The following is an 8,596-nucleotide window of genomic DNA, read 5'->3' as shown; positions in this document are numbered from 1 at the left end:
GGCGACCAGGCGGACCAGCTTGCGGAACTGGGCGGGCGTCAGACCGGTGAACGGGAAAATCCACTCCGGGTGCTTCGCGGTGATCACCTGCACCCTCGCATCCTCGATGATCGTCCTCACCGGACAGACACCGGGTTACGAGACATCCCTTAGGCCGACCCTGTCGAGCAGGCCGAATGCGCCGGCCAGTTCGGCCGGGGCGAAGCGATCCGTCGCGGGTGCGACGTGCCCGATGACGACGTCAGGACGGACTTTCGCGCTTTCAGATCTTGGCGAGTAGCCGGGGGCGTGGGCGCTGCATCTCCAGGTTTGCCAATCCTTCCGCGTCCACACACGCTACGCCGACCCGATCCACGATGACCATCAACCGGCCCTCGCAGGTCGGACACACGAGCACCGTGCCGGGGCCTCGGAAGACCATGGCCCGCCCGATCTGCGAGCGGCTGCCGCAATGGATGCAGGTGCCGTAGACGATGGTCATCTCCTGCCCGAAGATATCGCGAAGCAGCCCCGCGACCGTGTTGCCGTCTGTGGCCATCATTTCGACTCCCCTGTCCCACCAAAACGCTCGGCTCGGATCCGTTCGGGGGCCTGGCCCGCGGCGACGCGAGGGCTTGCCTCCGTTTCTAGGAAAGTGGTCGGGCCGCACACGTAGGTGAGCGACTGGCCGGCCGGCGCCCACGCCACGTCGGCGACCATCTCTGCGTCGACGCGGCGGTCGAGCCCGTTCCACCTGCGCGGCGTGTTCAGTCGCCTGAGTAACGCTGCTCTTGCCATGGGTCTCCGTAGTTGTGGTAGCCGTATCGCTCCCAGAAACCGGGCGCGTCGTCGTGGCGCAGTTCGATCCCGCGGATCCACTTGGCGCTCTTCCAGAAATAGAGATGCGGAACCAACAGCCGGGCCGGGCCACCGTGCTGAGCATCGAGCGGCGCCCCGTCGTAACTGTGGGCGATGACGGCCTGGTCCCCGCGGAGGTCGGCCAACGGCACGTTCGTGGTGTAGCCGCCGTCGCAGTAGGCCACCGCGTAGGAGGCGCTGATGTCGAGGCCGGCGAGCAGCGTGTCGATCGCGACGCCGGTCCAGACCGTGTCGAGCTTCGACCACCGCGTCACGCAGTGAATGTCCGTGGTGAAGGTCCGGCTGGGCAGCGCGAGGAACTCGTCCCAGGTCCAGGACACCGGCCGGTCCACCGCGCCCCGGATGGTGAAGGTCCACTGATCGATCGGTGTGTGCGGTGTCGGGCCGGCCGACAGCACCGGGAAAGTCTCGGTGAGGTGCTGGCCCGGAGGAATCCGCGCCGAGTCGACGACCGGACGCCGGCGGCCGCGGAATCCCGCCGATATTGGCGGTGTCACATCTGCTCCCCTGCCTGCAGGGCCTCGAGCAGCCGCAGCCACACCTCGCTGATCGTGGGAAAGGACGGGACGGCGTGCCACAGCCGGCTGACCGGTACCTGGCCAGCGACCGCGATCGTGGCCGAGTGGAGCAGCTCGGTCACGCCCGAGCCGACAAAAGTCATGCCGAGCACGCGGTCGGTCGCGCTGTCGAGGACCAGGCGGGCCTGCCCCACGTAGTGGTCTGCGTACAGGCGGGCGCCCATGACCGTCGTCGGCAGGTCGACGTCGACCACACGGATATCGCGCCCGTCCCGGCCTGCCTCGTCGGCGGAGAGGCCGACGGTGGCGACCTCGGGATCGGTGAACACCACCTGCGGCAACGCGTGGATGTCGGCCGTCGCCGCGTGGCGGCCCCAGAGCGACGTGTCGGGAGCCTGACCGGCCGCCTGCGCGGCGATCGCATTGCCGACGATGCGCGCCTGGTACTTGCCCTGGTGAGTGAGCAGGGCCCGGTGGTTCACATCGCCGGCCGCGTACAGCCAGCCTCCCTCGACGCCACGGACACGGCAGGTGTCGTCGACGTCCAGCCACGAGCCGGGCGTGAGCCCGACCGTCTCCAGCCCGATGTCGCCGCTGAGCGGGATCCGCCCAACCGCGACCAGCACCTCGTCCGCCTCGACCTCCGAGTGGTCGTCGAGGAACAGGGTCACCGGTCCGGACGGGGACGGCCGGCGCATCGACGTCACCGTGGTGTTGTGCCGGACGTCGACGCCGGACTCCTTGAGCGAGGCGCCCACCAGGTCCCCGGCGAACTCCTCGAACTTGGGCAGCAGGCGTGACTCCCGGGCGATCAGGGTCACCGCCGACCCGAGGCCCTGCCAGGCGGTCGCCATCTCGACGCCGACCGCTCCTCCGCCAATGATCGCGAGGCGGGCGGGCACCTTCGAGGTGTCGGTGGCCGTACGGTTGGTCCAGACCCGTGCCTCGGCAATTCCCGGCATGTCCGGCACGGCCGCGAGGCTGCCCGTGCAGACGACCACCGCGTGCAGAGCCGTGAGCAGCACAATCGTCTCCTCGGGCGTGGCGACGGACACCCGCCGCGGCCCGTCCACCCGGCCGTGGCCTCGAACGAGGTGGGCGCCCATGTCGGCCAGCGCCTGCGCCTGCCCGCTGTCGTCCCAGTCGCTGACATAGCGGTCCCGGCGGCGGAACACCCCGGCGGCGTCGACCGACCCGGTGACCGCCTCGCGCGCCCCGTCGATGCGGCGGGCCTCGGCGACCGCCACGACCGGGCGCAGCATCGCCTTGCTCGGAACGCAGGCCCAGTAGGAGCATTCGCCGCCGACGAGTTCTTTCTCCACCACGGCGACGGAGAGGCCGCCCGCTCTCGCTCGTGCGGCGACGTTCTGCCCGATCGGCCCGGCACCGATCACGATCACGTCATACGCGGCGTCGGCGGACGCCTCCGGTCCAAGGTTCATTGCTTCAGCCTTTCCCGATCCCGCTGTCATCAGTTTCGACGAGTCTCGCGGTCGGTCGCCGGGCGGCGAATCCGTATTCGCCCCGGGCCTGCCCCGTGAATCCCGGGCGGGGGTGCCACGGGCCCGGTGCCCGTACGGTCGCGCGGCCTCGTCGGCGCCGGTCGCCCTGCGGGTCGTCCGGCGCTCTGCTGGGTCGTTCCGGGCCGGCGCGGCCCGTCGGATCATCGACTCGGCGGCGTTGTCCAGGCGCAGCCACTGTGCGGCGAGTGTCGCCAAGTCCCGCTCCAGGTCGTCGAGAGCATCCTGGGTACGCGGCTGGTGGCGATGGTCCGCGGTCATGCGCTCGATCGCGGCGGCGCCGGCGGTCAGCAGCCCACCCCGCAGGGATGACGAAGCGATGAGGCTCAGGCCCAGCTCCCGGGCGGTGGCGAACACTCCGTTGTGCTCCACATCGCGTACGGCGACAGAGTATTCGGCCTTGACCACCACAAGAGGGGCGATTCTGTGCGCGTGCCGCACCGCCGCCGGCGCGCCTTCCTAATCCCCAGGTCACGGACCTTGCCCTCGGCGAAAAGCTCACCCAGGGTGCCGAACGTCTCCTGGACCGACACCCTGCGGTCGCCGATCTGCTGCGGGTAGAGGTCGAGGCGGTCGGTGGCGAGCGCGCGAAGCGACCGTTCCACCGCCCAGCACACGGCTTCGGCCGGCCGTTGGGTCCACCGACGGCCTTCCCGTCGGCGTTTCGCTCTTCCAAAGCCGCTCTCACCGCGACGACGACGCTGTCACCGGCGAGACCCCCGACCTACCGCATCCACCGTTCGCCGCTCCGCGGCGCGGGCACCTCACCGACATCGATGAGAGTGATGCCGACATCCAGAGCTCGGCGAATCGTGGCGGCCGCTTCCCGGCCGGTCGCCTCGGCCCGGCCCGGCACATCCATCGCTCGGAGGCCGATAGGGGAACCGCCAGATCTCTGACGACGAGTCCTGAGCTTCATGGCTCCCCGGCGTCTCGATCCTATTGAGAGAAGACGGCTGCCCTGAGCGAATTCATGGCATAGAAGGCACGCGACTTCGCGGTTCCCACCGGCACGGACAGCCGGGCTGCCGCATCCAGAGCGCTGCGGCTCCTCAAGTGAACCTCCACAAGGGCGCTTCTCCGTTCTGGGCTCAGATTCCGGTACGCCTCGAGCATCGATTCGGTCGCGACCACCAAATCCATCGGGTCGACCGATCCGGGGTACTCCTGGAGATCACGGTCTCCCGAGAACTCCTGAGGGCGTCGGCGGCGCTTGCGCGCCTCGTCCGCCGAGACGTTCCGCGCGATCGTGAACAGCCAGGGCTGGATGTGGTCGCCGCGGGACGGAACCTCACCGATGTGCCGCCAGACCTTGAGCATGGTCTCCTGCAGAAGGTCTTCGGCGATGTGCGGCCGGTCGTAGTTGATGCGCCTCAGGAAGCGCAGCAGCGCACCGGAGCGCTCCTCGAAGATCTGCCGCAGTCTTTCGACGTCACTCGACCGGGACTGCTGATCGTCATGAGGCATGAGTCGTGGTCCGAGGCGTCATGCCGCCGACGCCGGCCGTCTGCGGGAGTCGGCGGCCGAGGAAGTCGTGGATGATGACGGCGACCGCGTCGCCGGCGCTCTCCAACAGGAAATGGCCGCCATCGAGCAGATGGATCTCGGCTTCGGCGGCGTCGGCTGCGAAGGCCGTCGCGCCGTCCGGACCGAAGATCTCGTCCCTCCGGCCCCAGACCGCCAGCACGGGCACTCCGCTGGTGCGCAGGTACTCGTGTAGTTGCGGGTAGAGCGGCGGGTTGGTCGCGTAATCACGGAACAGGGCCAGTTGGATCAGGTCGTTGCCGGGCCGGCTCAGCAGCGCGTAGTCGTGGTGCCAGGTGTCCGGGCTGACGAGGGTCTCGTCCGGCGCCCCGGTGACGTACTGCCAGCGGGTCACGTCCAGGGTTAGCGCCTGGCGGATGGCCGCCTCGGTGCCCGGAGTTTGCGCCTCCTGGTAGTTCCACACCGTCCGCCAGAAGCTCTCGACGAATCCGGCTTCGTACCCGTTGCCATTCTGCGTGATGATCGCCGTGATGGCCTCGGGGTTGCGCAGCGCGAGCCGGAAACCGACCGGCGCGCCGTAGTCCTGCACGTAGATGGCATAGCGGGTGATGCCCAGCTGCTCGAGCAGGTCGGCGGTGAGGTCGGTCAGTGCCTCGAAGGTGTAGTCGAACTCGTCGGCCGCGGGCGCGTCGGACAACCCGAAGCCGAGGTAGTCGGGTGCGATGACATGATAGCGGTCCGCCAGGTCCGGAATCAGATGGCGGAACATGAACGACGACGTAGGGAACCCGTGCAGCAGGACCACAACCGGCGCGTCGTCCGGCCCGGCCTCACGGTAGAAAAGCTGATGGCCGGCCACCGAGGCATACCGGTGATGAACGCGGGGCATTGCCCCTCCTTCAGGTCATTTGGCGAACCGTCGAGACGGTCCTGGAGTCGTACGGCTGCAAGCATCACGCCGCCGCTACGGGCTTCGCGTCCGAAGCACCACGGGTCAACCCCGGCCATGTCCCCGGGTGGCTCGCGGTGCGCGCGACCGCCGGTGGGCGGTGATGTCGAACCTGCTCTGAAGATCTTGCCGAGTTGGCATTCGACCGTTCGCGAGTTGCTGAACAGGCGCTGGGCGGAGTCGCTGTGCGACGGCCCTTCACGGGTCAACCGGACAATCTACGTCAATTGCACGGTCAGGTGGGCGGAAGCCCGGGCGAACGTGACACCCGGGAACCCTGTCGCGCTACGTCGTCTTCGAGACACGCCCGGTCGCACCCCTGGGGGTCCGAGCGCCCTACCCCGGGGAACAGACGCCGAGACCGGGGGTACGACAGGTGGTCGGATGGGAGCCGGCACGGGCAGTCGCGTGCAGGATTGACACATGGGTGTTCGCGCATCGATCGAGAACAGGACTCTGCACCGGGAGCCGCCGTTGCGTGGAACGGAAGAGCGGGCCCGTTTGGATGCCCTGGTGCGAACGGTGGCGGCAGGCGAGGGCGGCGCGCTGCGCATCGTGGGTGAACGCGGTATCGGCAAGTCCTGCGCACTCGACTACGTCATCGACCGGGCCACTGGCTTCCGCGTCCTGCGGGTGCGGGCGGTGCCGGCCGAGCGGGAGATCGCGTACGCGTCGCTGCACCTGCTCTGCGCCGACCTGCTCGACGAGAACGGCTTTCTCTCCGCACGCCACCGGATATCGCTGAGCACCGCCTTCGGCCGGATGGGTGACTCCCGGCCCGAGCCCGCCGAGGTCGGCCCTGCCGCACTGGAGCTGCTCGCTGGCCTCGCCGCCGAACGGCCCGTCTGCGTGGCGGTCGACGACGCCCACTGGCTGGACACGGCCACGGCCGAAGTCCTGGCCTACGTGGCCGCGCGCGCGGCCGGACAAGCATTGCTGCTCCTGGTCACCGCCAACGGGACAGATTCGGACTCGTCTTTCGATGACCTGCCGGTGATGCGCCTGCGGCCGCTCACCCTCAACGAGGTACGCACCGAACTGGCGAGCTTCTCGCCGGGGCCGATCGACGAGGGCGTCGCGCAGCGGATGCTGATGGAGGCGCGCGGCAACCTGCGCGTGCTCGCCGAGTCGCTCCAGGGCCTCACGGCCGCCGAGTTGGCCGGCGGCTTCGTGGTTCCCGCTCCGCTTCGCACGCGATCGTGCTGCTCCCACGGTCGTTCCTGTATCGCCCGTGCGGCGCGGCTCACACCGCCGGCACGCCGGCTCCTACTGGCCGCCGCGGCCGATCCCTCCGGCGACGTGGTTCTTCACGAGCGCCTGGCCGCCGAGCTCGGGGCGAGCTCCGAGGCGCTCACCGCGGCTCGTCTGCTGCAGATCGGTGGCCGCGTCACCTTCAGCTGTTCCGAACTGCGCTCGGTCAGCTATCACGCGGCCACCCCGGAGGACCGCAGGCTGATCCACCGCAAGCTCGGCGAGAGCATTACCGACGACCGTGTTCAACAAATCTGGCACTTCGGCCTGGCCGCGGTCGGTCACGACGACGACCTGGCTGACGAACTGGAGGCGAGCGCCGACCTGGCCCAGTCCCGCGGTGGCACCGCCGCCCGCGCCGCTTTCCTCGAGAAGGCCACTTATCTCACCAGCGACCGCGGCCGCCGCACCGACCGCGCGCTGACGGCGTCGGCCGCCAAATACGACAGCGGTGACCTCGCCGCCGCACAACGAATTCTCGCGCTGGTCGAACCCGAGCCGGAGGAAACCACCCGAGTTGCTCGGCACGGTTGGCAGCGAGCCAGGACCGAGACAGTCGCCCGGCCCGGGGCCGATTCCACCCGGCAGTTGCTGGCCGCCGCCCGGCGACTGCATGCTCTCGACCCGGCCGACGCCCGGGAGGCGTACCTCGAAACCCTGGTCGTGGCGATGGTGGCGGGGAACGACAGCGGAGAACTGCTGACCGTGGCGGCCGAGGAAGCACGCGTAGCCGCGGCCGATCACCGCGATCATCCGGCCGACCAGCTCCTGTGCGGGATCGCCACCAGAGTCCTCGACGGCTACGGTCCCTCGGTCCAGCCGCTGCGCGCAGCCGTTAGCGCGTTCCGGAAGCGCAAGCCCGATGCCCGGGCGACTCGATGGTTCGGGCTTGCCGCCCTGGTCGCCGCCGACCTGTGGGACGCCCCGGCCTGGACGGAACTCACTGGGCGTTCCCCGCTGCCCGAGACAGGGAACGATCCCGACGCACCGATCGGCGACCGCGCGTCCGGCCACGCGATGATGCGGCCTCGGCGGCACACCGGGACGGCGCTCGATCGACTCGCGGCGATTCAGCCACTGAGCTGGCGAGTGACGCCCGCGTCCACGGAGCGCTGCGCCGTCACGAGACCGGCCCGGCACGGGCTCCGGCCGCTCCCGCCCGTCGCCGAGACGACCCGCAACCAGGATGTCGCGATCGCCGAGGCCACGGCCGCGGCGATGGTGCACAACGCCGCGGGACACTACGACGAGGCGCTCGACGCGGCCCGGGACGCGTTGCGGTGCGACCTGCCCGGCTTCACCGGCTGGGCGCTGGCCGAACTGGTGGAGGCGGCGGTCCGCACAGGTGATCTGACCCTCGCCACCGAGGCAAACGCCCGGCTCCGGGAACGCACGGCCCCGGCCGGCACCGACTGGGCACTCGGAACGCAGGCCATGGCCGAGGCGCTCCTCGCCGAAGAGCGGCAGACCGAGACGCACTACGAGGAAGCCATCGAACGACTCACCCGCGGCGACATCCGCTGCCAGCTCGGAAGGGCGCGGCTGCTCTACGGGGAATGGCTGCGCCGCCGGAACCGGAGAGTCGACGCTCGTACCCATCTCCGCGCTGCGGCTCAGCTCTTCTCGACGATCGGGGCGACCGGGTTCGCCGAGCGCGCCCGCCGTGAGCTGCTCGCCACCGGAGAGGCCACGCGCAAGCGCACCGCTGACAACCAGCGACAGCTGACGCCGCAGGAGTCGCGGGTGGCCGCGCTCGCGCGCGAGGGGTTCAGCAACGCCGAGATCGCCGGGCAGCTCTTTCTCAGCCCGCGCACCGTCGAGTACCACCTTTACAAGGCTTTCGCCAAGCTCGGCATCAATTCCCGGGCCAAGCTCCAGCTGACGTTCGTAGGTTGACGGCATGCCAGAAGGGGCGCGGTGGGGTCTGCTGAACCGATAGGTGACAGGTGTGGAACACGCAACGCAAAACCGAGATCCTGCTCGACGTCGATGACGTCGCGCTGGGACACGAGACC

7 protein-coding genes and 1 pseudogene are annotated in these 8,596 nt (G+C 69.6%); 1 reads left to right on the top strand and 7 read right to left on the bottom strand.

What is annotated here, in order from left to right; translation table 11 throughout:
* The 7 genes and pseudogenes from ABZS42_RS31680 to ABZS42_RS31650 all read right to left on the bottom strand — a co-directional run.
* Positions 1 to 93 (bottom strand): annotated as a pseudogene (locus ABZS42_RS31680) (IS5/IS1182 family transposase); the annotation flags it as partial.
* A 169-nt stretch (positions 94 to 262) separates the two neighbouring features.
* Positions 263 to 541: a DUF6510 family protein gene (locus tag ABZS42_RS31675; RefSeq protein ID WP_355151604.1), complete on the bottom strand. Its 279-nt coding sequence runs from the start codon at positions 539 to 541 to the stop codon at positions 263 to 265.
* Positions 542 to 746: 205 nt separating this feature from the next.
* On the bottom strand, positions 747 to 1,343 hold the full coding sequence (locus ABZS42_RS31670; RefSeq protein ID WP_355151606.1) for a sulfite oxidase-like oxidoreductase: 597 nt from the start codon (positions 1,341 to 1,343) through the stop codon (positions 747 to 749).
* Positions 1,344 to 1,351: 8 nt separating this feature from the next.
* Complete coding sequence (locus ABZS42_RS31665) at positions 1,352 to 3,337, bottom strand: aldo/keto reductase (RefSeq protein ID WP_355151602.1); 1,986 nt, start codon at positions 3,335 to 3,337, stop codon at positions 1,352 to 1,354.
* Positions 3,223 to 3,501 carry an aldo/keto reductase gene (locus ABZS42_RS31660; protein ID WP_355151601.1) on the bottom strand — a complete coding sequence of 93 codons (279 nt, stop codon included), beginning with the start codon at positions 3,499 to 3,501 and terminating at the stop codon, positions 3,223 to 3,225. The genes ABZS42_RS31665 and ABZS42_RS31660 overlap by 115 nt, the downstream gene beginning before the upstream one ends.
* A gap of 334 nt (positions 3,502 to 3,835) precedes the next feature.
* On the bottom strand, positions 3,836 to 4,363 hold the full coding sequence (locus tag ABZS42_RS31655; RefSeq protein ID WP_355151599.1) for a sigma-70 family RNA polymerase sigma factor: 528 nt from the start codon (positions 4,361 to 4,363) through the stop codon (positions 3,836 to 3,838).
* Positions 4,353 to 5,270: an alpha/beta hydrolase gene (locus ABZS42_RS31650; protein WP_355151597.1), complete on the bottom strand. Its 918-nt coding sequence runs from the start codon at positions 5,268 to 5,270 to the stop codon at positions 4,353 to 4,355. The genes ABZS42_RS31655 and ABZS42_RS31650 overlap by 11 nt, the downstream gene beginning before the upstream one ends.
* Positions 5,271 to 5,753: 483 nt before the next feature.
* Here ABZS42_RS31650 and ABZS42_RS31645 point away from each other — a divergent pair, with 483 nt between their 5' ends.
* Complete coding sequence (locus ABZS42_RS31645) at positions 5,754 to 8,477, top strand: AAA family ATPase (protein ID WP_355151596.1); 2,724 nt, start codon at positions 5,754 to 5,756, stop codon at positions 8,475 to 8,477.
* Positions 8,478 to 8,596: the final 119 nt, after the last annotated feature.

This window comes from Micromonospora sp. NPDC005367 (assembly GCF_040606825.1).
Lineage (GTDB): Bacteria > Actinomycetota > Actinomycetes > Mycobacteriales > Micromonosporaceae > Micromonospora.
This window is presented reverse-complemented; position numbering and strand designations above follow the sequence as displayed.

Coding starts and splice junctions, on each gene's coding strand:
- ABZS42_RS31650 (WP_355151597.1), bottom strand. CDS start 5,270: ATGCCCCGCGTTCATCACCGGTATGCCTCGGTGGCCGGCCATCAGCTT.
- ABZS42_RS31655 (WP_355151599.1), bottom strand. CDS start 4,363: ATGCCTCATGACGATCAGCAGTCCCGGTCGAGTGACGTCGAAAGACTG.
- ABZS42_RS31675 (WP_355151604.1), bottom strand. CDS start 541: ATGATGGCCACAGACGGCAACACGGTCGCGGGGCTGCTTCGCGATATC.
- ABZS42_RS31645 (WP_355151596.1), top strand. CDS start 5,754: ATGGGTGTTCGCGCATCGATCGAGAACAGGACTCTGCACCGGGAGCCG.